The organism is Acidisarcina polymorpha, assembly GCF_003330725.1.
Lineage (GTDB): Bacteria > Acidobacteriota > Terriglobia > Terriglobales > Acidobacteriaceae > Acidisarcina > Acidisarcina polymorpha.
Genome location: NZ_CP030840.1, coordinates 2,724,941 through 2,751,655, shown reverse-complemented (window position 1 = coordinate 2,751,655; position 26,715 = coordinate 2,724,941). Strand labels below are relative to the sequence as shown.

The 26,715-nt window shown below is 56.5% G+C and carries 18 protein-coding genes; 8 read left to right on the top strand and 10 right to left on the bottom strand.

What is annotated here, in order from left to right:
• The first annotated feature begins 94 nt into the window (after positions 1–94).
• On the top strand, positions 95–2,950 hold the full coding sequence (locus ACPOL_RS11735; RefSeq protein WP_236657417.1) for a hypothetical protein: 2,856 nt from the start codon (positions 95–97) through the stop codon (positions 2,948–2,950).
• A 33-nt stretch (positions 2,951–2,983) separates the two neighbouring features.
• Positions 2,984–4,072 carry a VWA domain-containing protein gene (locus ACPOL_RS11730; protein ID WP_236657416.1) on the top strand — a complete coding sequence of 363 codons (1,089 nt, stop codon included), beginning with the start codon at positions 2,984–2,986 and terminating at the stop codon, positions 4,070–4,072.
• Between the two features lie 178 nt (positions 4,073–4,250).
• On the opposite strand, the gene ACPOL_RS11725 is transcribed toward ACPOL_RS11730, so the two are convergent.
• Positions 4,251–6,545, bottom strand: coding sequence for a glycosyl hydrolase family protein (locus ACPOL_RS11725; RefSeq protein WP_114207228.1), 2,295 nt, complete (start codon positions 6,543–6,545; stop codon positions 4,251–4,253).
• 805 nt (positions 6,546–7,350) lie between these two features.
• The gene (locus tag ACPOL_RS11720; RefSeq protein ID WP_150132963.1) at positions 7,351–9,240 is read right to left on the bottom strand and encodes a glycosyl hydrolase family 79 C-terminal domain-containing protein; all 1,890 of its coding nucleotides are present in this window, start codon (positions 9,238–9,240) and stop codon (positions 7,351–7,353) included.
• 466 nt (positions 9,241–9,706) lie between these two features.
• Between ACPOL_RS11720 and ACPOL_RS11715 the strand changes: the two genes are divergently transcribed.
• Positions 9,707–10,549 (top strand): class I SAM-dependent methyltransferase, encoded by an 843-nt coding sequence (locus tag ACPOL_RS11715; protein ID WP_114207226.1) that lies wholly within the window; start codon positions 9,707–9,709, stop codon positions 10,547–10,549.
• A 38-nt stretch (positions 10,550–10,587) separates the two neighbouring features.
• On the opposite strand, the gene ACPOL_RS11710 is transcribed toward ACPOL_RS11715, so the two are convergent.
• On the bottom strand, positions 10,588–11,043 hold the full coding sequence (locus ACPOL_RS11710; protein ID WP_150132962.1) for a DUF4760 domain-containing protein: 456 nt from the start codon (positions 11,041–11,043) through the stop codon (positions 10,588–10,590).
• A gap of 210 nt (positions 11,044–11,253) precedes the next feature.
• Between ACPOL_RS11710 and ACPOL_RS35470 the strand changes: the two genes are divergently transcribed.
• Together ACPOL_RS35470 and ACPOL_RS11705 are read left to right on the top strand one after the other, a co-directional pair.
• The gene (locus ACPOL_RS35470; RefSeq protein ID WP_275066513.1) at positions 11,254–11,475 is read left to right on the top strand and encodes a TrmH family RNA methyltransferase; all 222 of its coding nucleotides are present in this window, start codon (positions 11,254–11,256) and stop codon (positions 11,473–11,475) included.
• A 4-nt stretch (positions 11,476–11,479) separates the two neighbouring features.
• The gene (locus ACPOL_RS11705) at positions 11,480–12,016 is read left to right on the top strand and encodes a TrmH family RNA methyltransferase (RefSeq protein WP_338026787.1); all 537 of its coding nucleotides are present in this window, start codon (positions 11,480–11,482) and stop codon (positions 12,014–12,016) included.
• A gap of 15 nt (positions 12,017–12,031) precedes the next feature.
• Here ACPOL_RS11705 and ACPOL_RS11700 read toward each other — a convergent pair whose 3' ends face one another.
• From ACPOL_RS11700 to ACPOL_RS11690, 3 genes are all read right to left on the bottom strand, one after another.
• Complete coding sequence (locus tag ACPOL_RS11700; protein WP_114210785.1) at positions 12,032–13,213, bottom strand: VWA domain-containing protein; 1,182 nt, start codon at positions 13,211–13,213, stop codon at positions 12,032–12,034.
• A gap of 75 nt (positions 13,214–13,288) precedes the next feature.
• Entirely contained in the window at positions 13,289–13,792 is a 504-nt protein-coding gene (locus ACPOL_RS11695) for a gluconokinase (protein ID WP_114207224.1), read from the bottom strand.
• Between the two features lie 22 nt (positions 13,793–13,814).
• Positions 13,815–14,720, bottom strand: a complete 906-nt coding sequence (locus ACPOL_RS11690; protein WP_236657415.1) for an SCO family protein — start codon at positions 14,718–14,720, stop codon at positions 13,815–13,817.
• A gap of 110 nt (positions 14,721–14,830) precedes the next feature.
• On the opposite strand from ACPOL_RS11690, the gene ACPOL_RS11685 reads away from it, so the two are divergent.
• Both ACPOL_RS11685 and ACPOL_RS11680 read left to right on the top strand, forming a co-directional pair.
• Positions 14,831–17,545, top strand: a complete 2,715-nt coding sequence (locus tag ACPOL_RS11685; protein ID WP_161557302.1) for a PD-(D/E)XK nuclease family protein — start codon at positions 14,831–14,833, stop codon at positions 17,543–17,545.
• Positions 17,529–21,089 carry a UvrD-helicase domain-containing protein gene (locus ACPOL_RS11680; RefSeq protein WP_114207222.1) on the top strand — a complete coding sequence of 1,187 codons (3,561 nt, stop codon included), beginning with the start codon at positions 17,529–17,531 and terminating at the stop codon, positions 21,087–21,089. Before ACPOL_RS11685 ends, ACPOL_RS11680 begins: the two co-directional genes overlap by 17 nt.
• A 119-nt stretch (positions 21,090–21,208) precedes the next feature.
• Here ACPOL_RS11680 and phoU read toward each other — a convergent pair whose 3' ends face one another.
• The 4 genes from phoU to pstC form a co-directional block, all read right to left on the bottom strand.
• A complete protein-coding gene (gene phoU / locus ACPOL_RS11675; RefSeq protein ID WP_114207221.1) occupies positions 21,209–21,901 on the bottom strand; it encodes a phosphate signaling complex protein PhoU in 693 nt (230 codons plus the stop codon).
• A 218-nt stretch (positions 21,902–22,119) separates the two neighbouring features.
• Entirely contained in the window at positions 22,120–22,878 is a 759-nt protein-coding gene (pstB, locus tag ACPOL_RS11670) for a phosphate ABC transporter ATP-binding protein PstB (RefSeq protein ID WP_114207220.1), read from the bottom strand.
• A complete protein-coding gene (pstA, locus tag ACPOL_RS11665) occupies positions 22,879–23,757 on the bottom strand; it encodes a phosphate ABC transporter permease PstA (RefSeq protein ID WP_114207219.1) in 879 nt (292 codons plus the stop codon).
• A gap of 53 nt (positions 23,758–23,810) precedes the next feature.
• On the bottom strand, positions 23,811–24,797 hold the full coding sequence (gene pstC, locus ACPOL_RS11660; protein WP_114207218.1) for a phosphate ABC transporter permease subunit PstC: 987 nt from the start codon (positions 24,795–24,797) through the stop codon (positions 23,811–23,813).
• Between the two features lie 466 nt (positions 24,798–25,263).
• On the opposite strand from pstC, the gene ACPOL_RS11655 reads away from it, so the two are divergent.
• Positions 25,264–26,715: a M20/M25/M40 family metallo-hydrolase gene (locus tag ACPOL_RS11655; protein WP_114207217.1), complete on the top strand. Its 1,452-nt coding sequence runs from the start codon at positions 25,264–25,266 to the stop codon at positions 26,713–26,715.

The window sequence follows — 26,715 nt, the reverse complement described above, 5'->3', positions numbered from 1 at the left end:
GGTTTTGCCTCCAATAAATCAGATCACTATTCCCGGACCGCTACGGTCTTTCCTTAGAATGGCCGGTATTTCCCAAGAGATTCCGGTGGAGGAGGTGCTGCCTGTCCTAGCCCGCGACGTCTACGTTATGGGCTACCCCTCCGGACGGGAGACTGAATATGTGATTTTGCTCCAGCGGTATGTGCGCCAGGCCAGGGCGCTTCAGGAGCTGGCAGGGCCAAACGGCAGCATTCACGTCTCCCGCTGTGAAGAGGCCGGACCGCTGCTGCAAGTGCTAGGCTACCGTCTGCGCAATGCGTGCGGACAAAAAGACGCGAGTCTAGCGGCGTTCAATCCAGAAACCGCCTTTTTAACCATCGACTCGGGCTTTCCCCTGACCCAGCTTGAGGAGTCATTGCAGACCAATACTCCTTTTGACTATCCCTACGCGCCCACGCGAGTTCCGCTATTGTTTCAGCAAACCGACTGGACCAACCTAAGCACCTGGGCCAAGCAATACCACCCAGATTTGCTCGATGTGCTCCTCCACGATCCGCAGGTCGCTCGTCTTTACTGGGCCGTATCCAGAGTCGACCCCGAAACTGCACTTTCGATGGAGCGTTCGACCGGCTTGGTGAATTTGCTGCCTCATGCCGCTGTACTGGACTTCTACGGATCACAGCTCTGTATCCGCTCAGGAAAAGTGCTCGTGCCGGGAGGACCGGCTGCCGAGGACGGTTGGAAGGATCTAGTAGGAGCCAGCCCCGAATCGCCTCGAGACTTCACCATACGGCTGTTGGCACAGGATCGGGGCTGGCTGGCCGCCTACTTTGACACCATTGCCCGGGTCGATCGAGAGCAGCAAACCCACTTAACGAAATCGCCGCGGCTGCGGCGTCTTTACGAAGCATTCCGAGAGCCCGATGGAAATGAGTTTGCAGCCAGGGCGTCCTTTCGAAGGGCGCCGGCGCTCCTGGTTCTTTTCACGCGCCAGCAATGGCAGCCCAACGGCGAGCCACTCGTCCCGGGAAACCTCGAAATTTGGAGGCAGATTGTCGGCAGGCACGGGCGGCACTGGAGCAACTCAGAGCAGCTGCTGGAATCAATGGTTTCTTTTACCCGCTCGTACAAAGACAACGGCCCAGTGCAAACCTATTTAACGCTGAGCGAACTGGACCGGGAGAGGCCCCCGCAAAATCGGCTATCACCGGAAACGACCCTCCTGATGGCCCAGGCCTATCCGCAATTCAGTGACTGGTATCTAAGTTTCTCCGAGTTTCCTGAATTGAATGACTCATCCATCAACCGGTTCATTCATGCGGCTGAGTCTTTGAATCGTATCTCTGACGAGGACTTGCGCGGAGACGCACTAGGAATTTTCCAGGCGAACCTCGGCCTGTGGCAAATTCTGGCTCGGCAAGGAGAAATCCCCTACGACCAACTTGCTCCTTCATGGCAAAAGACTATCGATCCATTTGGACGTCTTGAGTCGTCAGCACAGTTGTTCGACGCGGGCGAGAGGTCCCTTAGCGAGGTTCTGCTGGCGGCGACCGGTAAACCCACTGGTTCGCAAGGTGAGATCGTCGAACTGCTGGCCGGCCCCCCACAGAAGACTTCGCAAGGCCAAGCGGCTCGCTCTGAGGTTGCAGGCAGGATACGTTCGGTCATGGAAGACCAGCGCTTAACCCCCCTGGATACGCTCTTTGAACTGAATCGGGGCTTGAGCGCGATGACGCACGGAGCCCCCCCAAGCGCGGAGCTGCGGAGCTTGACCGGTGAGCTTCGGGACTTCGAGATGCCGCGGCGCATCTTCACTGAAAACGAGAAGGCCGAGTGGGCGCCGGGCGTCTTCAATCGGCGACATGCGCAGCTTCAGCTGCGTACGGATCTAGCGAAGATCATTGGCCAGACGAATCAACCAGGAAAACTGGAGGCCGCGCGCGGACAACTCACCCCTTTCCTAAGGGACACCCTGGTGGGCCTGAACTATGCCTACTATGAACCGCCAGGATCTCAAATCCTCCACATTAACCCTCTCTTCGTGCGCTCGCATGATTTCGCGGGAGCGACCGTCTCTGGCATTAATCATGTCTGGCAGTCGCCTGGGCTGTTCGGAGCGGGCGCACCCGCAGGCGGGGGCGCATACCTCGTCGGCTCATTGGCGGATTTACCGTATGCAGTAGCTGCCGCTGAACAGGACTTCATTGCGCCGGCAAACGTCCAGGCGCTCATCTGGCAGGAGATTGTTCCCAATCTTCTGGCCGGAGCGACGCTATCGCGCTGGTGGAATGTGAGTCCGCATGAGTTGCATGCCGTCGCCCTCTATCAGCGGGCTGGGGAGGATCTATTGAATGCTGCGGCAGCCAACAAGGAACTACGGGAAAGGCTTGTCCCCATCCTTTCCGAGCGGATGTCGCCTCTACGAATGGCGCAGATGGAGCAAGCAATGCAATCGGGAGAGGTGACGAGCGAAATTGCCCGGCTTCTTCCCGCCGATACCTTCTATTTGGCGGTGCAATTTCGTCAGCGGTATCCCAACGAAACCTCCTCCTGGGGGGAATCTGGTCAAGCATTGGACAACCTGTCCCGTCAGTATCCAGCAGAAGTCGGCCTTGACCGCATCTCGAAGGACTTCGGCATTCCCCACCCGGCTCTTGCTCAGACTTATGGCCGGGAAATGCTGAGTGTCCGGCCGTTTCCAGCTGTTTCTGGATATGCGAGCCGCCTGTTTTCGGAATCGTGGGACTCAACCAACTTATATTGGGCCAGGTTAGGAGATGAGAGGGGTATTTCACCAGAGACGTTGAACGTTCTCTCTCCACTGCTGACTCACCTCATGATCTCGAAAATATTCGCCAGCCATTTCGAGGACTGGCCTGCAGTGGTTCGAGCGATGCACGGGGCCGGCGAGGATTTTTTGCAGGGCAAGCTGACCTCATTTCCAGGAGCGGAAACCACTGCCCGGCGTTGATTGCTGAGTAGCTTGGTGGATCAAAGGAGAACCGTGGCAAAGAAGCATCTCATATCCTGCTTGGTCTTTGCGGGCCTCTTTCTGGATGCCGGTGCTTGGACGGGGGCCCAGAACGACGAGGCGTCCATCCGGGTGAATGTCAACCTGGTGCAACTGGGCGTAGCAGTCACCGACCGGAAAGGCAACTATGTCACCGGTCTTCGACCTCAGGATTTCGTGGTCACCGAAGACCGCATCCCGGAAAAGATCGCTACTTTCGAAGCAGGCGGTGAATCTAGCCGTTCTGTAATTAAATCGGCCGGTTCGGCCGACGGATCTTCAGGACAAAGCGATGCGGAGCAGCCCTCGAGCGAGCCATCCAACAGTACCGCGAGCCAGATGCTGGCATCGCCATATTTTGATGCCAATGTTTTCATCCTCTTCGATACCAGCAACTACATGTATCGAACCTTTGTGTACGCGCAGGATGCAATTGCTGACTTCGTACGCTCCTTGCAGGGCGCCAGCAAGGTCGCCTTCTATTCCTACAGCCGGGACCTTTCGCGGGCTGCGGCATTAACTTCAGACCGCTCCCAGGTCCTGCGAAGCGTTCGAAGCACGGTAGCCGGAGACAACGCCGCGCTGTACGACAGCCTGCTCTTAACGGTGAAGGACGCCGCGCGGATCAACGGAAGAAAAGTGATCGTGGTCTTTTCCAATGGCCCGGACAACGCCAGCCTGGTGCCTCCGGAGGATGTCGCCGAATTGGCCCAGTCGACCGGCACAATCATCTATATGGTCAGCACTGCACAAGCACAGATTGAGCCGATTTCAACTGCTGTCTTTGAACGGATGAGCAAGGCAACCGGGGGCAAGGCCTATTTTGCGAAGACCTGGAAGGATGAAACCCAGGCGTTTGCCTCGATTCGCGATGATCTTGCCCACCTCTACTTCCTTAGTTACTACCCCCAGCCAAACTCGAATCGGGGTTGGCGCACGATCACCGTGAAGTTAGCCGGCAAAGACATGCAGACCTACCGAGTCCGGACAAGGGACGGATATCGTCTCCAACAGACCAAAGCCTCCCAGGTCACCTCTGCGATCTTCGGATCAGGCGAGGTGAAGTCTCAAGACACCCCATAGCCAGGAAATTGATCTTCATGGATCGCTTGACTTGCCACGCTTTGGGTGACTTGGCGGTGATCAAGATGATGGCCTCGCAGTAGATAAGACTAAAGGAGTAGCGACTCCCTTCACCATGAACAGTAGGTCGTTCGTGGTGAAGGGAGCCGCCGTTGACAGCCGGGTGAACATAGACCGACTATGGCGATGGTGGCGTGGCCAACTTCAACATCTGGTTGGCGCCGGCATTGCATGCACCCAGCGCGAATAATGAGCCGGCCGAGTTGGAGCCATTCGGAATTCCCAGGCAACCTTGAGACGCTGCGTTTTGCAGAGTGTAGGTGCCCCCCGGTTTGCTATTCAGTTGCCACTCTTGCGCATTTCCTCCTGTGCACACATTCTGGATCACGGTGGTATTGCCGGCAGACCCATCCAAACACAGTAGACTTTCGTTCGAAGAGATCGTGTAGTGGCCATCAGGCGTGGATGCTAGCGCGAAGGATTGATTCGACTTACCGTTGCAGGCATGTTGTTGAACATAGGGCCCAACCGAGAGACTTTGTTCTTTGATGTCCATGCAAAGGTTGTCGTACCCGAGGATGATCGAAGTCGATGACGTTTGTAGAGGAGCATCCGGAGGATTACTCAAGTTGAGTTGACTGCTGGATTGGCCAGTGCAACTTCCCGCCGTCATTGGTTTCCCGTCTTCCGCCAGGCCTCCACTGACGTTCAGGCAATAGTGGCCGTCCCTGCTGAGGAGCGAGTAGGTTCCGTTCGTATTCGATTCAATCTGCCACTTTTGTGTATGAGTTCGTGCGCACGCGGTCTGAAGCACGCTCGGCTGCTGCCAGTCTAAGCAGAGATTCGAATTCTGCGGGAGCACATAGTAAAACCCGTCCTGAGTGGGAACGAATGCGAAAGCCTGCCCAGGCGAAGTGGAGTTGCAGCCGGCTTGTTGAAGAACGTAGGAACCGTCACTCGTATTCTGAGTGGACTGGACACAAAGACTGCTCTTCGGAACGCCGAGTGAGGTGGTCGCAGGCAATGCCTCGATAAAAGCAGCACTTCCAGCCGGAATAGTGACGGTAGCCGTTCGGTTAGAGACAGCTACTGGCTCAATCTTGGTTGGAGACCAACTTCCGTCGGGGTTGATGGGCGACCCGCCGAGCGTGGTTCCGCTGGTGCTGGTCAGCGATGGCGCGGTCAATACCGTGGAAGTTGCCGATGCCATGGGCTGCATGAAGTTGATGGAAGCTTCTACAGCATTCGCCGAGTCCTTATTGCTCAATACAACATAGGTAGACCCGTTATTTCCGGACACTGCATAGGCCGAGAATACACCCTGTTGCGCAGAAACCGACGTCTTCAACAGAGTGCCGTCGGCAGCCATTGAAAACAGCTTCATCGCATAGAAAAGCGGGTTAACTCCGGTTACCACTCCCTTGCCATCTCTGGTATCGAGGGGGGCAATCCCGGGGACAGGCTGGAAGTTGACCCCGGCGGAATTATTCATGGCATTGAGAAACTCGAAGTCTATCGCCCAGAGCGCCACAGCAAAGATGTTTCCCATTCCAATTGGTTGGCTGAAGGCATTACACTCTCCCATTCTGAACCTCACGGGAACGGCAGCCGAAAGCGAACGAGTGGTCGGCAGAATCGTATTTACTAAATATGGGTCGATCGTCAGCAGCTGCTGAATGTCGGTGCTATTGCCCGCCTCTCCGGAGCTGCGGTAGTAATGCTGGGTGATCAATCCCGCTTGTTTCCCCAGGTTGGTTATAAAGGGCGGGGTATAAGTAAGGTCGGCGGGACCCACAAACACCGCGTTGGGCACCTCAGTGCGAATTGCATTCGCGAAGGTCTGCCACTCCGTCTTGAACTCGGCGAACGAGTAATTGGACGGTCTCAGGCCGTTGTTGCTGAAGTCGCCGGGCTCATTCCCGATCTCGAAGCCAATAAGACGATCGCCGAGGATTGAGGCTGCCGTCGCTGCTTCGTTCGCGGCCGTGGCTGCTGCTGCCGCAACGGCCCCCTCCGAGGGAAGGTTTTTGAGGGGCGGATTTCCGATTGCGAAATTGAGGCCGTAAATTACCTTCCAATTGGTCTTATTCAGGAACGCGGCAAGGCGTTCTATGTCGGGAGGAGACATCACCATATGCGTCATCCCACGACCGTTTGGGTCCCAGACAACCTGGTCGCCGCTATTGCCGCCGGAACGCAGGACCCCTGGGCCCAACTGCCGGAAAAGGGCCACCAGCGCGTCGTCGTCAGGGGAGAAGAGTGGGCCTGTCATTGTGTTTTTATCCCAGCTGAAGCCATTGAATGTGGAATCAATAGACATTTGCGTGGCGCCCTGTTGAATCGTCACGGAAACCGACTTCGTTCCGGCATAAGCACGCGAAGCAGCGGGTCCGCAGAATGCAATGGCGAAAAGAGCCATCGCCAGGAATGTGGATTTTAAAACTATAGCGAGCTGAGAGGTGCGGGCGATCATAGTCTTACTCCTGATTAGTTAGCGCCTTCGTTCCATGCGCAGGCTTGAAGAATGTCGACTTACTCTTCAATCGAGCAAACAGGGGGAGGCATTAACCTAGGCAGTGTCCTTGGACACACTTCAAGTAACCGTGGGACGAGACTCATGCCACGCAATTCACCGGGGTGCGGCGAAAAAATATTCAAGCATCGATGGAGCTAGATAGACAGTGTCTTTAAAACCAGAGTACATAGGACCGAGCTAATGTTCAATCCCTAGCACTTAAATAGCAAAGGTTTCAACACCAAGATGGGATTAATAGAACACTAAAGTAATTCTCCGTCAATTCTCAGTCGGCGCCGTGTAAGAATGCACTACCGCTAAGTAATATCTCCACGGTCAGCGCCCGATGTTAAGGAACGGCTCACCTCGTCTAGTCTAATGAATACCGTTAACACCTGAAGAGTGACTACTGGCATCAGCACCTAGAAGCGGATCATTTGAGAGATAGAGAAAGGCAAATGACCTATCTCGCTACTTACACGTGCATGCTAAGTGGTGGTTTTTTAGAGTTCCGCCGATCTCCGGATTATTAGATCGGTTCAGCTACTAATGGTTTGATCTGATGGTCAAGGTATTCGGCCGATTGATCTTCGAAGGTGCAAAGATTTTCACAAAAATCACAAGCCGGCGATGCTTTGTCGGGAATCTTGACCAACGCAGGATTCACTCTTTGGCATGATAGATCTGGAGGGCGTCGAGTTCGTGGCAGGAGAAAGAGTGGATTCCTAGCTTGTCGAAGATAGGAAGAAGCCTTCCAAGAGGCTTACGGTCTTCCTTCAATTAAGACGGCGCTACCCGGGGGAACAGTGATCTCCACGATATTGGAAGACACCGAAAGAGTCGTCGACTTAGGATGAAACTCTCCGTTAGGGCTGATGTCACTGCCACCAAAGGTAACGCCATTCGTACAGGTGCTTACGTGCATTCCGTCGGAGGGCCTGCAGCCGGTAGCGCTTAGAGTCTCCTCGACCGCGTGGCTAGTCATATTCGGGAAGGTGATGCTCGCGTTTACCGGGTTGTAATAGTCATTGTTCACCAGGATAACGTTCGTTCCTCCGCCATTGATTGCGACACCCCATGCACAGAAGTTCGAAGTAGTGTAGCTGTCTTTTTTCCCCCGCCCGTTATACGCAACTGGAGGATGCATCGGACCCTCTCCGGTGGGGTAGGAAACATACCGGCAAGGATAGCTTTCTTTACCGGGAAACTTGAGCCCGGATTTAGCGTCCGAAGAAAGTCCGGTGACATTAGATGCAAGCAGCATGCCTCCAGATGTCGCGTTCATCAAGTGACTGGACGCGTACATAGCATATTCCAGCGGGTTCACCTGAGTTACTGAGCCGTTCGCGTAGTTGATTCCCATCGGAGACCATTCATTGAAGATATAAACTCCCGAGGATCCGAACATAGCGTTGATAAGCGCGAAGTTGATATACCACAGAGTCGCTCCATACTCGTTCCCTACATTGCTCGTCTTCGCGTCGAACTCGCCACCTTCTCCCATGACATAGGGAAGCGATGCTCCGTTTAGCGCATACCCGCTTACCGCGGGAAGAATCGTAGAGTGCAGGTAAGGGAAGAGGGATCCGCCAATGTCATTCGCATCTGCGTGAGCTTGCCAGTCAGGTTCTGGCCCAGCCGGATGGGTGCTACTGCTGCAATGGTTGCTGCCGGGGTTGCATCCTTGAGTCGTGCGGTAGATGTGATAACTGCCCATGACCGTCTGCGGGGTGACGAGGGCGCTGTTCCTGACGCATCCGTCGCCGGAACGACAGGGTTGAGCGCCGGTTACAACGTACGCATTCGGCGGTTTCCGGCTGGAAAAGCCTAAGTCAGCGGGCTCCACAAATTTCGCTCCCGGTACTCGGGCTAAGATCACTTTGCGAAAGCGGCTCCAGATATATTCATAGTCTTTGAACGGATCAGGCATGTTCTTCCATGCTTCCGGTGGTTCGTTGCCGATTTCGAACGCTGACAGGTGAGGACCTAACTTGTAAGCGATGTAGGCCGCTGCATTCGCTTGAACGGCTGCATAGGCATCGATGTCCGCATCGGAGATACCGCGGCCGTCAACTGCGAGCACCCCTCGGGGACTCTTGCTTCCATTGCAATTGTTTTCGACATTTGGCCCGGTGCTGGGGTCATTGAGACAGATATTCAATCCCCAGGTTGCTTTCCAGCCCGGCGAGCCGGTGGCATTGAGAAAGGCGGCGAGATTATCGATATCGCAAGTTGTGACGGTATACTCAGCGTCGATCCCTATCTGTGCAAGCGTGGTACCGGTGACCGGCATCTTGTTATTGCCCAGCCCTGCAGTGCTCCCACAGGGACCAGTACAGCTTCCATTAGGAGGAGAGGCGTTGGTTGTACAACCCCAGAGCACGGAGTCTCCACTGCTGCCTCCGATGCGGAGCGTTCCCTCAGTGCCTATGAGCTGAAAGAGACTTACTAAATCGCCGCTTCCCCACATTCCTGGGCTGCGAATTTTTGTTACTTGGTTGGTGTCGAAGGCCAGACTATTAAACTTGCTGGATAGATGAACCGCACCAAAGGGTGGATTGTAAGTCGATAACGTTACCGAGACCCTGCCGGATGCGTCATCCGCGGGCATGCCACCATCGACGAGAGAAGAGGCAATAGTTCTAGCCGGCATAAGCAGCGGGTTGCTTATCAGTGTGCTCTCGTCCTGATGCTGGCAAAGTGCGATTCCCCCAAGAAGGAAGGTCAAGGCCAACATTGATAGGATGGGGTGTTTCTGAGATGAAAAGATCGTCCGAGTTAGCATGATTTCCTCGCGCTCCGCAGTCTAATAATCTCCCCGCCTGGCTCATGAAGTCCTCGGGGAATCGTCGGTGAAACGGCATTCAAACAGGTGGACTCTCTTGCCCACCGGGAAAGTTTTTCAAGCTTCACCCACTTGGGCGCGGAAAACAATCGAAATCTTGGGCGCAGGCGGAATCTTCGCATCGGTCGGGCCAAGTTGTGGTTGGAATCGATCTGGAAGGAGATTAAGTCTCATGCACCGAGACCCTTGGGTTTCTCACAATGACAGCGAATGTCATACTGAAATCATAGATTTGTGAGTTGCTTGGCCAGGAGGCGGAGGCGGCCAAATCCCCATGCAGCAGGAGGTCCCATCTCGAACAGCACTCCGCGTAGCCTTGCGCCGAGCCGCGCACCAGATCTACGACTCGCCGGTGGTCTTTAACGACCCGTTAGCGGTTCCCATTCTCGGCAAGACCTATGTAGAAGAACTTCGAAAGACGCCGGTCCGGACCGACCGGCCGTTCTCCTTTTCACTCCGTGCTTTTCTCGTCGCGCGAAGCTGCTATGCCGAGGAAAACCTGCGTCGTGCCTTCGAGAGGGGCGTCCGCCAATATGTGCTGCTCGGCGCGGGCCTCGATACTTTCGCCTATCGCAATCCCTATCCCGACTTAAAGATCTTCGAAGTAGACCATCCCGCCACCCAGCAATGGAAGCGCACCCTGCTGCAGTCGAACGACATCGTGATTCCCCAGCAGCTGACTTATACGCCAGTCGATTTCGAATGCCAGTCGTTGCCGGAAGAGCTTGGCGCCACTGGTTTCGAGTTTGAACTGCCAGCCTTCTTTGCGTGTCTCGGAGTCGTGCCCTACTTAACCCTTCCCGCGTTCCAGGCAACTTTAAACTTCGTTGCCTCTCAACCCGCGGGCAGCGGCATTGTCCTTGATTACGGACAGCCGCGTTCCGCTCTTCCCCTCCTCGAGCAACTTGCGCACGATTCCCTGGCATCCCGCGTCCAACTGGCCGGGGAACCCTTTCGGCTTTTCTTTACTCCAGCAGAGATCAAGGCGGAACTTGGCAGGTTCCGGGACTTGGAAGATATCGGCAGCGCCGATATGAATGCTCGCTATTTTGCTGGACGAAGCGATCAGTTGAGGGTTCTGGGGAGCGCTGGGCGTCTGGTCAGTGCGTGGGTGTAGGTCAGTGCGCGGTATCCCGGTGTAAGGCAGAGAAGGGCCTATTCTCGCGGAACTTGGCTGCGATGGGCCCTAATCTCCTCCAAGTTATGGCGCATATGCGCGAGGCGCGACCTGCCCTCGAGCGAGCCATCGACAACGTTTTCCAGACTCTTCATCCATTCGGGAAGGCCCATCTTGTCGCGGAAGCCTGACAGGTGGGGCTGGATCTTGGCGAATTGGAAATACATCTCTGGGCAAACATCGTAGAGCAGCGACTCATCGATGGCTCCATGCAGGACGAAAGCCGCCACCATATCCCAGTAGCCATAGACCTGAAGAATATATGCGCTCTGCTGGTTCCCGGCAGCCACCAGCCCGGTTAATTCGTCAGCCGAGGAGGGTAGAAATTCGCCGCCGACATAGCTGCGTGCCAGCCGCATCACGGGCTCGCGCCGCAACTCATACAACTTGAGCACAAGTTCCGCCTGTCGGATTGCTATTTCAGTGGATTCCAAAGCTCCTCCGCCAATTTCGAGGGCGCACTTGAAGCAAGCCCTCGACGCCATGCGATTCTAGAGCAAAGCCGGGGTGGATGTAATGCAAAACGCTAATACCTGCCGGGCTTTTTGTGAGGCCATGGAATCGCTTCAGGAGCATTACTTTGGCATGGGCTTCCCCTTGCGATCGCCCCCTTCAAGACGCCTCCAGCCTACAATCGTTTTGGAATGCTTAGTGAAGACGCACTTGATCGGCTATGCGTTGTGTTGGTGCGCGCCCGGGATCCAAATAACATCGGGGCGGCGGCGCGGGCAATGTACGACTTCGGCTTTCACCGCCTGCGGCTGGTTAACGAATACAGGGTCCCCCTGGAACGAGCCAAATGCGTCAGCGGTCCTGGCCGGGGCAGAGGAGTTCGAATCGGTCGCAGAGGCGGTCGCGGACTGTAGCTTAGTGGCGGGCACCACAGCGGTGGGTCCGCGAAGACGCGAGCATCCGGTCATCACTCTGGCCGAGGCCGGCGTCCATTTGCGCGGCGACTTACTGTCAGGCCACCAAGGCCGTGTAGCGCTGCTCTTTGGTTCGGAGAAGACCGGACTCAGCAACGAAGAGCTTAGTCATTGCAACTGGCTCGTCACTATTCCCATGCATCAGACGCCCGGCGTGCGCCATCCCTCGATGAACCTCGGCCAAGCGGTGGCTGTGTGTCTTTACGAGATGGTCCGTGAGAGCGGCCTCTCCTTACCGCAAGAGCCGCTGGAGCCTGCGCTTGCGGGGGATCTGGAGCGTTTGACCGCATTGTTGAACCAAATAATGGAGGAGAGCGGATACGCTCGCCGCCACCCTGCCAACTTCGATCAGATCCGTATTCGCCGCCTGATCCGAAGCATGGCGCTCGACCGCTCCCACACGCTCGCATGGACAGGGATCCTGCGCCAGATCTTATGGAAGTTCGGTAATGATCCGCAGGCCGTAGAGCCTTCTGATTAGGCCTTCGGGGCGCCTCTATCGATCGGAGTAGTAGCCGGCCCGGGTCTGTACAGTCACATCTTTCTTGCTGGTCGTCAGTGCCAGCTTGTGATAACCGGCTCCGCTGTCGGTCTTGTCGGGAGTGTAGCCGAGCACGTATTGCGAACGCAGTTCCTCAGCAATGGTCGCGTAGATTTGCTCCACAGTTTCTTTCTTCGAAACTTCAAACATCCGGCCACCTGTCTCTCCGGAAATCTGAGCCAGGATTTTCTTGCCGTCGACATGCGATTCGGTGGGACGCTGACCACCGCCTCCACGAGGATAGCCTCCACCCCCTCCGGGATAACCGCCGCCAGGATAGCCTCCGCCGCCGCCAGGGAAGCCGCCACCGTGCCGCCCCATCCCCGGGAGACCGCCGTTCCCGCCCCCACTGTCGCGCTCGCCCTTGAAGTAGATTGAGTACACCTCGGTGTCCGCGCGCTGCGCAGATTCAATGGCTGAGTTGAGCGTCTCTTTGCTGCCGCGATCCACCCCATCGGTGAGAATGATCAATGCTTTGCGCCCCGGCTGCTTCTTCATCAATTCATCGGAAGCGAGATAGATGGCATCGTAAAGCTGTGTCCCGCCCCCGCGCATGCTGCGGCCGCTGCCCGAGGAACCGTCACTCGAAGCATCCTCGTTGTGAGCTGAGGAAACTTCGATCAGATCGATTGCGGAACTCAGTTTGTCCCGCGAAGCCGTGAGATCCTGCAGCAATTCGACTTCACGGTCGAAATGGATCACGAAGGCTTTATCCTTATCGCCTGTGAGCATTTGACCGAGAAACGTTTTGCTCGCGGTCTTTTCCTGATCGAGCACTGTCCGCTGACTCATGCTGGAGTCGACCAGCAAACCCAGCGTTAGCGGCAGATTCGTGTCTAGATTGAAATACTTGATGGTCTGCGGATGACCATCGTCAGTCAGCGTAAAGTCCTCTTTGGTAAGTCCCTTGACTATCTGATTATGCTTGTCACGTACAGTGACTGGCATGGTCACAACCTTCACGTTCACCGAGAGGGTAGTTGGTGCGCCAGTATCTGGGGCAGGCGGCTTTGTCTGGCTGGTCGAAGCAGCAGCGCCCGACGCCGGCGTTTGCTGCGCGACCGCGAGATGCCCCGGAACTGCCGCTAGTGTGAGGGATGCACCAAGCGAGAAGAAAAAAGATCTACAGAATTGCATCACCCCCATTGGACGGGCAACCGGGAGGATTTGTTTACAGTTCAGGGGGAGTTGGGCAAGGGAGCTTTGGGCCCATCACACCCCCTGAGGCAGTCCTAGTTGATCGAGAATTAGCGCGACAGTCTCCTCAGGTGTGCCTTCCGCCGAGACCCGGATCGCATCTGAGGGAACTTCGAGGGTGGCAAACTGACTATCGAGCAACCCTGGATTCATGTAGTGGTTGGTGCGATGGCTTAGCCGCTCGGCAATATGTTCGCGGGACACTTCGAGCAGCACGAAACGATAATCATCCCGGGGGATCCCGCTCGATAAAGTATCGCGATATGCCTGCTTCAGCGCGGAACAGGCCAGAATGCCACTCTTCCCCTGCTGATACCAGCCGTAAAGTACATCGTGGAGGGTTGCCAGCCAGGGTGCGCGATCCTCATCGTTTAGCGGGATGCCGGCATGCATCTTCTGCTTATTCGCTTCCGAGTGATAATCGTCGCCCTCAGCGAAAGGCCATCCCGTCCGGCTCGCCAACAGCTTCCCGACGGTTGTCTTGCCGGTCCCGGTCACCCCCATCAAAATGACAATCATGATTGCGTCCTCATCTGCGTCCTCAACTGATCACCTGTTTGATATCGGCCAGCACCTGCTCGGGCGTCCAATCGTTGGTTGGATACCAATGAACCACTTTGCCATCCGGACCAATCAAGACCGTCGATAAAGAATGAGTGATCGTGCGGTCTTTCTCAGGAGTCGCGCCAACGTCAAAGAACTCGTCAACTGCTTCCTGGTCTTTCTTGCTCGGCGCCGCGAAATCCCAATGGATAAACCTCTCCTGGCTGTATTCGCCCGTGTAAGCGCCTCCGTAGCTGCGTAACACTGCCGGGGTGTCATATTCCGGGTCGAAGCTGATGGTCAGCAAGTGGGTTTTTGCATACAGCGCCGGGTCAGCCGCCAGCGCCTTATCGATCTTGGCGAAGTTCTGGCTCATGCGGGGACAGAAATCCGGTAGCGGGCAGCGCGTATAGATGAATGTGAGCAGCAGTGCCTTCCCCTTGAAATCTGCGATAGAGATGTGCTTCCCGCTCTGATTCAAAAACCTGAAATCAGGAACCAGGTCGCCGGGATTCAGCACATGATATTGAATCGGCGGCTTGTAGTCGGGCTGGCCCTGAGCGGTGATCACAATCTGATCGAGAACATCGTTCGTGTCGGTCACGTAAAGTGTGCCGGTAATCTGGTCGCCTGGGTGAAGTTCGGTGAGGATGTTGGGAGTTCGCAGCTTGTAAGGCATGGTCATTGCTTCCATAAAGCCCGGAATCGCCGCTGCCTCCAGGGTGACCTCGCCGTGCGTTGGATCAGTCGAAATCACCTTTCCTTTCACCGGATATTGCTTGCCGGCAGCGATCGTGGCGGACGCCTGGGCATCTTGGCTCTCAGAACCTTGAGCATTGTGTTTGCAACCACATACGATCGAGGCCAGGGCTGCAATCAGCAAGCAGAACAAGAAGCGCTTCACCGAGTCAGTTTACACTTCGACTAGTGAAAACTGTCGAAACTCAACCTTCCACTCCGAAGAATTCCCCGTTACACGCGACAGTCTTCGACCATCTTGACAGAGGAGGGACGGTGGTCACGGCGAATGCCCGCTCGGCGCGAGGCCTTCACCGGGCATATGCCGAGTTGCAGCGAATGCGAGGAAGAACGGCATGGCCGACGCCCTCGATTCATGCGTGGGAGAACTGGCTCCAGGTAGTGTGGAGACATCATCTCTTAAGTCATAGCGACAACCCGCTCTTGCTATCTCCGTGGCAAGAGCGAGCTGTCTGGCAGCGGATCGTGGCTTCTACCGGAGGAGGAGATTCTGAATCCATCGCGACACTCGCCGCCTCCGCCTGGAAGCTGCTGAGCGATTTCGAAGGGCATGAGGGGCGGAGAGAATCGTGGCGCTGGGCGACTCCCGACGCGGAGTCGTTTCGCGGCTGGGCTGCCCGCTTCGAGCGCGAGTGCAAGAGCAACCGCTGGATGAGCCGCAGCGATCTAGCTGGTTGGTTGGCTTCTGCTGTTCGCATATCAGAGTTGAAACTTACGCAAGACCTCTTGCTGGTCGGTTTCGATCGCACCGCCCCGGCTCAACAGCGACTCATCGATGCCGTGCGGGTGGCGGGAACCGCAGTAGTTGCGGCGCCCGACACGTCCATCAATCAGCAGCTACGAGTCGTCCAAGCGGCCGATCTACACGACGAACTCGCTACGTGCGCCTGGTGGGCCCGACGGCAAATTGAAGCCAACCCGACTGCCAGCATCGCCATCATCGTCCAAAACGTGAACGCTCTTCGCGGGGAGATCGACCGCATTTTTCGCGCGATCCTGATGCCGGAGTCGATCGGGATCGAAAGTCAGGACGCCATGCCGTTCGAGTTCTCACTTGGGCTTCCTCTAAAAACCTCGCCCCTGGTGAAAGCTGCTCTTCTTCTGCTTCAATGGACCCATCAACCTCTCGATCAATCGTCGATCTCGTGGCTCATGACTTCGGGGTTCTTTGCCTTGTCAGGCGAGGATCCCGATGAGATGGCCGCTCTCGATGCCGAAATCCGCAAATATGCACGCCTTCCTCCTAAGACGCCGCTAGAGGCTTTCGTCGCTCATCGGCCGCGCACCGGGTCGCTGAGTGCGAACCGTTTTCTAAGCAGAATGCGCAAACTTGCAGGGATGCCGCGCGAGACCAGATCGGATCGCAAGGAGACGATTCCAGAGTGGATCGACTACGCGACCTCGCTCTTGCGAGAATCCGGATGGCCCGGCACACGGAGCCTGCACAGTGTTGAATATCAAGCCCTCCAAAGATGGGAGAGACTTACCGATGAACTCTCGGCGCTCGGCTTTGACTCCAGCCGTGTAGGCTACGCTGAATTCGTAGCCATGCTTGATCTTTATTCCAATGAAACTGTCTTTTCTCCAGAATCACGGAATGCCCCGATCCAGATCCTGGGCGCGTTAGAGGCCTCTGGCCAACAGTTCGACGCAATCTGGTTCTTCGGAGTCGACGATTCTCAATGGCCTCCCAAGGCTTCGCCACACTCCCTTCTGCCGCAACGGCTGCAACGCCAGGCAGCCATACCACACTCGTCGCTGGAGCTTGATTGGCAGTTCTCGCTATCGGTCATGCAACGAAGAGCCGCGAGCTCGTCCATCTCTGTTTTCAGCTATGCACGGCGGGACGAAGCTGAAGAGTTGCGCGCCTCGCCGCTCCTGGAGGTGGCGTTCGGGCGGATAGCATCGACATCCTCGTTAGAATTGAGAGCTGACTTACAGGCGCCACAAGAAGCGCCCCACCGGCGGGAAACGGCCGCGGTGGAGGATGGCTCGCTCATCAGTTGGCCGAGGGAGTTGGCCGCCGGGGGATCGGCGATCCTGAAGCGCCAATCGGCATGCGCCTTTCAAGCTTTCGCAAGCCGACGGCTTGGGGCCGAAGAAATGCGGGTTGCAGAGCGTGGCCTCACTCCTCTCGACCGTGGAGACATTCTGCACAGAGTTCTCGAGGCCTTCTGGGCGAAAGACAATCCAGATGACATGAGGCTCGAAACTCGCGAGGAGCTCATCCATGCTAAAGAGACCGGACGATTGCCCGGTATTCTCTCTCACCACATTCGACGTGTCTTCAGCGACCGCAGCGGCAACTTCCAATTGAGCGAGTGGATGACGAGCTACCTGGAGGTTGAGCAGGGCCGGCTGTATTCGCTACTGTCACGGTGGCTCGAGTATGAAATGCAGCGCCAGCCCTTTGTCGTCCTCGCGCATGAAAAAAAGATCCAGACCGAGATCAATGGGCTGAAACTCAACCTGCGCGTGGATCGCATCGACCAGGTTGACGGCGGCAACCTGATCATCGACTACAAGACCGGGCAAGTCTCGCCGGTAATGTGGCGTGGGCCGCGGCCCGACGAACCGCAGTTGCCTCTTTACGCAGTTCACGGGAAAGTTGAAGACTTGCTAGGCGTTCTCTTCGCCGAAATCAGGGCACGCAAGATTGGACTCTGCGGTCATGTCGCAGATAGTGCAGTCACTGTTACGAGTTCAGGCAAGCGTCAAAAGAGACCGTCCAAGATAAGTCTTGACGATGACGTGCTCGGCGAATGGTCCGATGTGCTGGCAGAGCTGGCTGACCAGTTTCTGCGAGGCGACGCCGCCGTTGCTCCAAAAGCCTATCCGAAAACATGTACTTATTGCGCTCTCGGCCCCTTGTGCCGTGTGGCCGAGACGCCTGTGGTTCTTGAGTTCGAAGAAGGCGATCAGGAAAACGACGTTGACCCTGGGGACCCGGTGAATGACGAGAGCGAGTAAAACAATCCTCCTCGACCAGGAGGCCCGCGATCAGGCGCTGGATACGACCCGTTCGATTCTCGTCCAGGCCCCCGCGGGCTCGGGCAAAACCGAGCTTCTGACCATGCGCTTCCTTAAATTGCTCGCCATGGTCGAGGAACCGGAGCAGGTGCTTGCGATCACCTTCACCAAGGCTGCGACTGCCGAGATGCGGCATCGAATTCTAAGCAAGCTCGAGCAGGTAAGGAGCAACGAAGCCTTGTCTTCAGAGGACTTTCAGGCAGTGGCGCTCGCACGGGCCGCGCTCGCCAACTCCAACCAGCGAGGCTGGCGCTTGCTCGAACAATCGCAGCGGCTCAACATCCAGACCATCGACTCGCTCTGCCTCGGTATCGCCCACCAGATGCCACTCACGGCCAGGCTCAGCGGAACACTCGAGCCGACCGAGAATGCACAACCACTTTACCGGGATGCTGCACGCCGGACGCTCGACCAACTCGGTGGAAGTGATGTCGAACTCAACGCCGCGCTTACCTCGCTGCTTACCCTGCGTGACAGTAATCTTCGTGACTGCGAGTCGTTGCTGACCGGCATGCTCGGCACCCGGGACCAATGGATGCGGGCCTTTCCTCTGGCCGGCGAAATCGATTGGGAGCAAGCAAGGGTCAAGCTTGAAGCGCCGCTTCAACGAGAGATCGGTAAGGTGCTCAACGAGGCCCATGCTCTGCTCTCCTCGCACCCAATGATGACCGCCGAGCTATTAGAGCTTGCAGATTACGCCTGCAATAGCACGGAATTGAAGATCGATATCAAGTTGCTGGCGGGGCTTCAGGAACTTCCTGGCGTGTCCGCAGAATTCATCCAGCATTGGCATTGCTTATGCGATCTGTTGCTTACCAACGAAGGTCAACCGCGCAAACGCTACGACATTACCACCGGCTTCCCACCCAAGAAGAATAACGCGAAGCAGCGCATGAATCTTTTGGTGGGCGACCTCACCAAGATCCCGCGGCTACACGGTCTGCTCGTCGATATTCGCAACCTCCCACCTGCCCGCTATTCAGAGCAGCAATGGAAGACGCTGCGCTCCATGTTTACGGCGCTTCGCCATGCAGCTGTTGAGTTGAACTCTGTCTTTGCCGAGAGAGGCTCGGTTGATTTCGTCGAGATTGGAATGGCTGCCCGCGCGGTCCTGCTCGGCATTGGCGCCGAGGGCCTGCCGAGCGATCGGGGCACACAAATACATCATTTGCTGATCGACGAGTTTCAAGATACCTCTCGCCGCCAACACGAATTAATTGCGTTGCTCCTTCAAAGTTGGACAGCCGATGCGGAAGATGGACGTACCTTTTTCCTTGTTGGCGATCCGATGCAGTCCATCTATATGTTTCGCCAGGCAGACGTAGAGCTTTTTGACCTCGTCCGCAGACAAGGGCTCAACACCGGCAAACGGATGCTCCCGGTGAAGGATCTCCATCTCCAGACCAACTTCCGCTCCAGTGCCGGCATCGTCAAGCCACTCAACTCGATCTTCAAAATCATCTTTCCTCATAACGCCAACGCCGAAGCAGCCGCTGTCGATTTTCTTCCTGGTGTGGCCAAAAATATGAACCAGTCTCCAGGCGCCTACCAGGTCCATCCTGACTATGTAGAGTCCGCAAAGAACTTGCAAGGAGATGACGCCGACGAGGACGATCGCTCACTTCATGCAGGTGAAGCTGATCAAGGAGAGACATCAAGAGTTTTGGAGATCATCCACCGCCACCTTCCAACGATTGAGGCGGCCCAGCGTGACGGCAAAGAATTCACCGTTGCGGTGCTTGCGCGAGCCAAGAACCACCTGATCCACATCGCCGCTGCGCTTCGAGAGCAGCAGATTCCCTTTCGCGCGATCGAACTTGAGAACCTGGGTGGCCGGCAAGAGATCCTCGATCTGCAGTCCCTCACTCGTGCTCTACTCCATCCGATGGACCGCATCGCTTGGCTTGCCTTGTTGCGTGCGCCCTGGTGCGCGCTTGAGCTGCGCGAGATCCATTTGCTGTGTGGAACGGATGACCGGCAGCGCATGGAAGCGAGCGTCGCCCGGCAGATCGAAGAGCGCATTTGTCTTCTAACGGAAGAGGCGCAACGGCGTGTCAGCCGACTTACTTCCGTACTTCAGACAGCGCTTCGTTCCCGGTACAGCCAGACGTCGTTTGCATCCTGGATCGAGAGAACGTGGCGGAGCCTTGGTGGAGCCGCCTGCGTCGATGTCACGGGATATGAAAATGCCCTCGCCTATTTTCGGATGTTAGAGAGAGTCTCCCCGGATGGTATCGGTGCGATGGGCGAGGAGTTCAGCGATCAATTGAATCGGCTCTTCGCCAGACCGGATCCCGAGACAAGCGAGCGATGCGGGATTCAGCTCATGACGATCCACAAGGCAAAAGGACTGGGCTTCAACGTAGTCCTGCTGCCCGGATTGCACAAGAGGGCGCAGCGTGATGCTCCGTCGTTGATCCGCTACCTCGAACGGACAACCGGTGAGGGTATCGAATTATTGGCCGCACCCATCGACAGCAAAGGCGAAGACACCTCGGCATTGAACCGCTGGGTGCAGCTCCAACGAGACAACCGGGAGGCCGAGGAGCGCAAGCGTTTGCTGTATGTTGCTTGCACCCGGGCGCGAGAGGAGCTTCATCTTTTTGGCACCGCGACGGTGACGAATTCAACTCTGAGCAGTAAGCCAGGCACTCTGCTGAACACGGCATGGCCCGCTTTGGAGCCTGTTTTCGTCAGTCGGCGCCCCCTGCCTGTGGCTGAACCAATACAGGGCATACTCGCTTTTCCTCCGCCTGCATCCTCGTCCAGCATTCTGAGTGCGATCGCGGCAGGGGCGGCTGTTTCCACGATCCAACGCTTACCGGCGAACTGGAGCAGACAGACCTTTCTTTCGAATGTAACAAAGACTGTGTCGAATACAGCAGTCACGGCGGACGTACCTGTTCAAGATCAAAGACGACCCCAGGGGGCAAGATCATCGAGGACGCTCGGCACGGTGGTTCACGCCCTTTTTGAACGATCGATCAGCTTACGTCGATCGGGACTTCCCGGAAGTCAATTGCTGGCTGGTTCCCCCCGTCTCTACGAACAAGCACTCGGTTTGGCGCGTCACGAAGGACTGACTCCGGGAGATGCGGAGGCTTGCGCGAAGCTGAGCATGAAGGCGCTTCGATTCGCGCTCGAAGATGAGGAAGGAGTGTGGATCTTGACTCCTCGTGACGAGGATGGCGTCGAGAGCTCATGGACGGGCTTGGTGGATGGAGTCGCGCGGACGCTTCGAATTGACCGGTTTTTTCGAGCTGGGGCAGAACCGCTGAGCGAAGGTAGCGATTGCCTGTGGATCATCGATTACAAGACCGCCGCCCCCAACGTTTCGGGGTTTCTCGACGAGGAGCAACTGATCTATAGAGAACAACTGGAGAGCTATGGCCGAATGATGCGCCTCGCTCATGGCGATGAGGTGAAACTTCGCCTTGGGCTTTACTATCCCCTTCTGAAGAAGCTGCTATGGTGGGCGGCCTGAACCGCGAGAGGACTGGCCCAGAGTAGACGCACACCAACCGCAATGCGAACTGCTAGCACCGGCAGGCCCTTCACCAGGAGAGGCCCCAATTCCAGCACATCACAATCGAGACAGCTGCTTTAATCCGCAGCTGGAGTCGAAGAGCCGCCCGCCTGCGGCACATGGTGGCGAACGTCGGCGCCGCGTACCCAGAAAATCACATCTTCCGCAACGTTGGTTGCATGGTCGGCCACGCGTTCCAGGTTGCGAGCGATCATCATTGCATTGAGTGCCTGTGGCGTCAGTTCCGGCTGGCTTTTCATCAGGCTCGATAGCGAAAAATACGCGCTGTCATTCAGGCGGTCGACATTATCATCCATCGACAGCACCGAACGCGCCAGTTCTGCATCTCCTTCGATAAAAGCGTGAAGCGCTTTACGCACCATTCCCGCGGCCAGAGACGCCATACGAGGTATGTCGACAGGAAGATCCACTACCGGGAAGGCCTGCAAGTCGCGGACGCGATCACTGATACTGCTGGCCGCATCACCAACTCGTTCGAGGTCGGCATTAATCTTGATCACCGCCAGGATGAACCGTAGATCAATGGCCATCGGCTGTTCCATGGCGAGCAGATCAAGCGCCATCTGGTCGATCTCTCGTTCGAAACGGTTAATCGCTTGTTCGCCGTGATCCACAAGGTCGCAGATAGACATGTCGCGGGTACGATAGGCCTCAATCGCGCGTTGAATGGCTTGCTCAGCCATGCCCGCCATGACCAACAGCCGTTCTTTTAAATCGTCAAGGCTCTGTTGAAACCGTAGCCGTACCATGACATCTCTCTCCCGCTGAAGCAGAAGTACAGGTATCTAATGCAAAATAACCGAATACGACGGGCTTTATCCCTCAGGAAAAGCCTACAAAACTAATCTCTGGCACATGACGCCTTCTGTACTTCGGCTCCTACATACTGACTACTGCATACTACGCTGTCCTAAATGGACTGAAGAGTGCCGCCGGGAACAGACCCGGCCGGCTGCATTGCTCCCGGTCAACCGAAGCGGCCGGTGATGTAATCCTCAGTCCGCTTATCACTGGGGTTCGTGAATATTTTGTGCGTCGCATCGAACTCGATCATCTTCCCGCTAAGGAAAAACCCGGTGTTCTCCGCAACCCGCGCCGCCTGCTGCATGTTATGGGTCACGATGACGATTGTGTATTGCGATTTCAACTGAAAGATCAGGTCTTCGATCTTCGCCGTTGAAACCGGATCGAGCGCGGACGCTGGCTCATCCATCAGCAGGACTTCCGGGTCGACCGCCAAAGCCCGCGCAATACAGAGCCGCTGCTGTTGGCCGCCGGAAAGACTGGCGCCGGACTTCTTCTTGAGATCATCCTTCACTTCGTCAAAGAGTGCGGCATCCTTCAAAGATCGTTCGACAATCCCGTCCAACGCCCGCCGATTGTTAAAGCCGTTCAACCGGAGCCCCGAGGCGACATTATCGTAAATAGACATCGTCGGAAAAGGGTTAGGACGCTGGAAGACCATCCCTACTCGCCGTCGCACCTCGACCGCCGACAGGTCTGCATAGATGTCCAGGTCCGCAATCTGGACCTTGCCGGTCACTCGCGCTCCAGGATTGGTTTCGTGCATCCGATTGAGGCAGCGGACAAAGGTTGATTTGCCGCAGCCCGACGGGCCGATCAATGCTGTCGCATTGTTTGCCGGCATGTTCAGATTGACGTCGTGCAGAGTATGGTTGGTGCCATACCAAGCGTTCAGTCCTGTTACCTGGATTCCGGCACCCACCTAGCTGGTTCCTTTCAAAACGCCACGCGAAGTCACAAAACGTACCAGCGCAACGGAAATCACGATCAGAACGATCAATACCAACGCGCCTGCCCAGGCAAGCCGATGCCACTCGTCATAGGGAGAAATCGCGTATACGAAAATTTGAAGGGGGAGCGCGGCAATAGGTTGATCGAGATTCGCACTCCAGAACTGGTTTCCGAATGCAGTGAACAGCAACGGAGCCGTCTCGCCCGCGACTCGAGCAAACGCCAGCATACAACCGGTAATCACGCCTGGTGACGCCGTTCGCAGGGTAATCGACAGCACCGAACGCCAGTTCGGCAGTCCCAGCCCCAACGCAGCTTCCCGAATCGAATTAGGCACCATCAACAACATTTCTTCCGTGGTCCGGGTGATCGTCGGGATCATCATAATGCCCAGGGCGATGCCACCAGAGAATGCGGAGAAATGTTTCTGGGGCAAAACGATCAAAGAATAGACGGCAATGCCCATAACGATCGACGGCACACCATTCAACACGTCGGCAGTGAAGCGGACAGCATTGGCAAGCCGCGTGCCGCGGCCAAATTCCGCCAGGAAAATCCCCCCGCCAATCCCGATCGGCACGCCTAGGACACTGCCAATCAGCAATAGCAGCCCCGAGCCAGCGATTGCGTTCGCCATACCGCCGCCAGCTTCTCCAACCGGCCGGGGAACCTGGGTAAAGAATGCCACATTCAGTGAACTAGCGCCCTTGTAAATTAAGTACGCGAAGATCGCCACCAGTGGCGCAACCACGATGACCGTGCTCAGTACGGCAAGCACACTCGCGGCGTGGTCCGCGATTTGCCGGCTGATCCGGTTGTAGGTGCCCGTCTTGTAAACACTGGTAGCCATAGGTATCAAGCCCGTTCGACTGTTGGAAAGCGCTGCCTGCCCGGCTTCCGCCTCTATGCGACGCGGGCCGGAGCACCCCGCGTTACCGCCCAGACCAGCACTCGAGCCAAAGCATTGACAACGATCGTGACGAGAAATAGAGCGAGACCGATCTCGACCAACGCGCTGAGATAGAGGTCGTCCGAGGCTTCGCTGAATTCGTTGGCGATGACGCTGGCCATACTGTAGCCGGGCGCAAAGAGAGATCTTGCAATCTCAGGGCGATTCCCAATCACCATGGTGACTGCCATGGTTTCCCCAAGTGCACGCCCGAGACCCAGTATGATCGACCCCACAATGCCGATGCGGGCGTTGCGTAACACGCCCATGCGAATCATTTCCCACCGGGTAGCGCCCAGTGCGAGCACGGCTTCACGCTGCGAGTGGGGAACCGAGATCATGACTTCCCGGGTGAGAGAGGAGATCACCGGCAGAATCATAATCGCCAGAATGACTCCGGCGGCCAGCATGCCGATGCCGTAGTTCGGGCCACCAAAGAAGCCGGTCCAGCCAAACACTCTTGCCAGCAGCGGGTTGACATCCGTGCGCAAAATCGGCACCAGAACAAATACTGCCCATAACCCATAGACGACGCTGGGAATTGCTGCCAGTAATTCAGTAAGAAAAGCTAATGGGCCCCGCAGGAATTGCGGACACATCTCGGTCAGGAATATGGCGACCCCGATCGCGAGGGGCACGGCGATCAGCAATCCTAGAAACGACGAGACCAACGTCCCATAGATAAATGGCAGGGCCCCGAAAGCACCCGTAACTGGATCCCAGGCCTGGGTGAAAAAGAAACTGATCCCAAACTTCGCAATCGAAAGCCGGGAACGCATGATCAGCTCAAACAGGATGAGCCCCACGATGCCGAAGATGGCCATGGCGCACACCAACATCACCCCGCCGAAAACCCGATCCGTCCTCGCCGAACTACCTCGCGACTTCAGGAATTTCCGTATCGCCGAGCCTTCACTGAGGGGGGGAGGACCTCCTGGCATAGGGGATCCGGACGACCCGTTGGGGAAGTTCGTTGCGAGGGTTCCAGCCAATCGAGTGTCCTGAGCGTTGAGATTCACAGACTATTACGCTAACGGTCTTTTATGAACGGGAGGTTAATAGCTCAGGAACATGAAAATAAATTACGGCTCAAAGTTCATATTTTTCATAGAGTTATGCCGGATTGGCTCTTATATCGAGAGTGCCGGTTCCATCCAGGACGCGGGAATCGAGGGGCCCGATCAAGCACCCCGCTGTCTAAAGGTGCGGATCACCTCCGGACAAAATTAAACGTTTCGACTCGATCACGGACAGACGTATGAGGGAGCAATCACTCGGCTAAGCCCGCGCCTAGGGACCCCGCAGTTGCCGCTCATCCTGCTCAGATGTGGTGCCATACTGCGCGCTTTCACATCTGTTACGCTTGGCCATCATTCGAATTTACCTGCCTTTCGGCTGGAGAGCCCCATGATTCACTTGCTTCGATTTGTGGCAGCGCGTCGCTTTTCTTTTGCACTGGCGCTTCCACTGTGCGTGGTCCCGTTCGGACCGGGATACGCGCGGGGCCAAGTAGATCACCAGCTTTCTCGGGATGTTTTTCAGCAGCTGATCGAGATCAACACCACAGATTCCGTCGGAAGCACGACGGTTGCCGCGGACGCTATGGCAAAACGCCTCCTTGACAGCGGCTTTTCTAAAGAAGATGTGATCGTCATGGGCCCGAACTCTCGTAAAGGCAACTTGGTGGTACGGCTCAAAGGACTCGGATCACACAAGCCGATCCTGCTGATCGGACACCTGGACGTGGTGGAGGCGCGCCGCGAAGACTGGACGACCGATCCGTTTCAGTTCGTCGAGAAGGATGGCTACTTCTATGGACGCGGTACCCAGGATATGAAAAGCGGTGACGCCATCATGATTACCACGCTCATCCGCATGAAAAAGGAAGGCTATAAGCCAGACCGCGACGTCATCCTTGCTCTCACCGCCGACGAGGAGGGAGGCAAGTCCAATGGAGTCGATTGGCTGCTCAAGAATCATCGCGACCTGATCGACGCCGAGTACGTGCTGAACCATGATGGTGGCGGAGTCGACCTTAAGAGCGGCAAACCGCTGAGCGTCAACGTCGACGCGAGTGAGAAGCTCTACGCCGACTATCAGCTGGTCGTCACCAATCCCGGTGGGCATAGTTCGTTGCCGGTACCCGACAATGCCATCTACCATATCGCCGATGCACTCGCGAAGCTGCAGGCGTATAAGTTCCCCTTCGAACTCAATCCGGTGACCCGGGCTTATTTCGAAGTGATGAGCACGGTCGAGAGCGGCCAGACCGCCGCAGACATGAAGGCGATATTGCGCACCCCGCCGGACCAAGCTGCCATCGACCGGCTGTCGCAGGACCCCGCCCATAACTCAACTCTGCACACTACTTGCGTGGCTACCCGTCTCGACGCGGGCCATGCAAACAATGCGCTCCCGCAAATGGCCAAAGCCAACGTGAATTGCCGGATCCTGCCCGGTCATTCGCGTGAGGAAGTCCGGCAGCAACTGATTGGCATCTTTGCCGATCCGAAGATCACCGTGAATTACGTAAGCGATGCAGGCGATGTCTCTGCCAGCGCGCCTGACGCCAAGGCGCTTCCGCCAGCCGCCCTACAGCCGGAGGTGCTCGCGGCGCTCACCTCCGTGGCGGGCAAGTTCTGGCCGGGAACGCCAATCATCCCCGACATGGCCGACGGTGCGTCTGACGGCGTCTACACCAACGCTGCGGGCATGCCGACGTACGGAATTTCGGGGATCGCGATCGAGACCAACGACATACGCATGCATGGCAAGGACGAACGAGTTCCGGTGAAGTCGTATTTCACCGCGGTGGACTTCTATTACCAATTCCTGAAGACGCTAACCTCGACGCATTAA